We start from the raw sequence: 1,574 nt of genomic DNA, 5'->3' as shown, positions 1-1,574 counted from the left end.
GGGTGATCCGGCGGGCACCATAGGTGGCCCCGGACTCCGCGTGAATCTTCTCGATCAGTGGCATCAGCCGCTCGTCGCGGAGCCGGCGGGCCGACCAGCCAGCTGACGGGCCGCATCGAGGAGGCGATGACCCCTTTCCACCCGGCGCTGGACCTGCTGGACACGATCCCGGGAGTGAACCGGGCAGTGGCGGAAGTGATCGTGGCCGAGACCGGGGGTGACATGACCCGGTTCCGCTCGGACAAGCACCTGGCCTCCTGGGCCGGGCTGTGTCCGGGACACCACGAATCGGCCGGCCGGGTCCGCAGTACCCGCGTCCGGCCCGGAAACCCCTACCTGAAAGGGGCGTTGGGGATGGCCGCGTTCGGTGCGGCACGGACCAAGGACTCATTCCTGCAAGCCCGCTACAAGCGGCTGACCGCCCGCCGCGGCCCGATCAGGGCGCTGGTCGCCGTCGAACACTCGATCATCACCGCGATCTGGCGCATGCTCAACGACAACGTGCCCTACCACGAGCTCGGCGGCGACTACTTCACCCGCCGCGACCCCGAACGCGCCACCCGCCGAGCAATCAACCAGCTCAACCAGCTCGGCTTCACCGTCACCCTCAACCCGAGGGAAGACACAGCCTGACCGGCAGCCCGGACACCCGGCGGTCCTCCGCGACCACCGGGCACCCAGCCATGCCCACACCCACCCTGACCTGCTGTTATTTACGCGTCAGAGTCAATATACGGCGACCAGCTCTGGGTCCAGGTCTCGTATAGCTTCCGCCACCCGAAAAGTAAGGGGGCCTCGCTACACAGCGAGGCCCCCTTCACCCGTGCCGGCCGCACACCTCAAATCCCGGCGCCGTAACGCACCAAAGCCCACGCCAAAAAACCGACCGCCACCGTACACAGCACTGCCCGCCACGCATTGGCCCGCGCCCAAGGAGCCTCAAAAGCACGCCTCACCGCAGCCGGATCAGCAATCCCTGAAGCCGGACCCGCCTTGTCCAAAGCATTATTCAAAGGAATGTTCACCCGATTAGTCATCCCCATCACCACGATGTAGAGGACGAGAGCGACCAGCAAAGGCACCAACACCTCCTGACGGCCTCCAAAGACATGCAAGGCAACCGCCACCGCAGTGAAGACGAAAGCCCCGATATAGCCCAACACGAACCAGCCATTGAGGATCGCCACATTAATCTTCTGCATAACCTCAATGACCGTACGGTCATCGGTGCGCTTCAACCCCGGCATCACCGAGACGGAAAAGCCATAAAACAAGCCGCTCACCAACCCCATAGTGATGGTCGCAGCGATGAGAGAGACAAATCTTGCCGTTTCCACGCGGGTTTCCCTTTGTCGATGGTCGATTCGTGAATCACGTCCTACAACGGGCAAGGCGCGGCCATCATACGAGACCGAACAGACACCGCCCAGACCGCTTCAAGCAGTCCTCAAGCACCCACCCTCCCCCCCCCCCCCCCCCCCCCCCCCCCCCCCAGCCGCAGCCGGGGCCCCCCAGAAAAAAAAAACCGGGGGCGGGGCCGGGGGCCGGGGAGTGGGGTGCCCCGAACAACAGGG

Annotated in this window: 2 protein-coding genes; one reads left to right on the top strand and one right to left on the bottom strand. The window is 64.7% G+C overall.

The window, feature by feature from the left end:
- Positions 1 to 126: 126 nt before the first annotated feature.
- A complete protein-coding gene (locus ACFW2Y_RS28055) occupies positions 127 to 633 on the top strand; it encodes a transposase (protein ID WP_384884772.1) in 507 nt (168 codons plus the stop codon).
- A 206-nt stretch (positions 634 to 839) separates the two neighbouring features.
- On the opposite strand, the gene ACFW2Y_RS28050 is transcribed toward ACFW2Y_RS28055, so the two are convergent.
- The gene (locus tag ACFW2Y_RS28050; protein WP_384884770.1) at positions 840 to 1,337 is read right to left on the bottom strand and encodes a DUF1772 domain-containing protein; all 498 of its coding nucleotides are present in this window, start codon (positions 1,335 to 1,337) and stop codon (positions 840 to 842) included.
- Positions 1,338 to 1,574: the final 237 nt, after the last annotated feature.

The sequence above is a fragment of the Streptomyces sp. NPDC058877 genome (genome assembly GCF_042742855.1).
Lineage (GTDB): Bacteria > Actinomycetota > Actinomycetes > Streptomycetales > Streptomycetaceae > Streptomyces.
The sequence above is the reverse complement of the archived record's forward strand: the minus strand, read 5'-3'. Positions and strand labels throughout refer to the sequence as shown.

Coding starts and splice junctions, on each gene's coding strand:
- ACFW2Y_RS28055 (WP_384884772.1), top strand. CDS start 127: ATGACCCCTTTCCACCCGGCGCTGGACCTGCTGGACACGATCCCGGGA.